This is a genomic window from Lunatimonas salinarum (genome assembly GCF_017811155.1).
Classification (GTDB): Bacteria; Bacteroidota; Bacteroidia; order Cytophagales; family Cyclobacteriaceae; genus Lunatimonas; species Lunatimonas salinarum.
Map to the genome: position 1 here is coordinate 1 of NZ_JACVCV010000107.1, position 591 is coordinate 591.

Consider the following 591-nt stretch of genomic DNA (forward strand, 5'->3'; position numbering starts at 1 on the left):
AGTTTATCTTTATTATTCCAAATAAATGGATGCGGGCGGGCTATGGAAAAAGCCTCCGGAATTATGTCAAAGGCTTTGCAATCCGTGAACTCCTGGACTTTGGCGATTTGCCGGTCTTCGAGGAAGCGACCACCTACCCGCTGATCATTGCGTTGTCCAAAACTTCCGGTGGACAAAATTTCAAAGCCGTAAACCTTCAGACACTGGATTTTCCAATGGGAATAGAAACCTACCTCAGCAAAAATCAGTTGGAGGTCTCCCCTCTTGGATTATCGGAGGATGGCTGGACGCTGACCGACAGCCGAACCCAGGCCCTTCTGATAAAACTAAAATCTCAGGGCGTTCCGCTATCTGAGTATGTGGATGGAAAGATATTTCGTGGTGTTTTAACCGGCCTTAACGAAGCCTTTGTGATCGACCGGGAAACCAAAGATAGGCTGATCGCCGAAGATCCGCACAGTGCAGAGGTAATCAAACCCTTTTTGGCCGGCAGGGACATCAAACGGTATCAACAACCGAGGAGTGATAAGTTTTTAATTCTGTTCCCAAAAGGATTCACGATCAAAAGAAATCTACCCGATGGAGACCCCA

Annotated in this window: 1 protein-coding gene; it reads left to right on the forward strand. The window is 47.2% G+C overall.

Features of this window, described 5'->3' with window-relative positions:
- A partial coding sequence (locus tag IAQ59_RS22880; protein ID WP_425342632.1) for an Eco57I restriction-modification methylase domain-containing protein occupies window positions 1–591 on the forward strand: 591 nt, incomplete at both ends.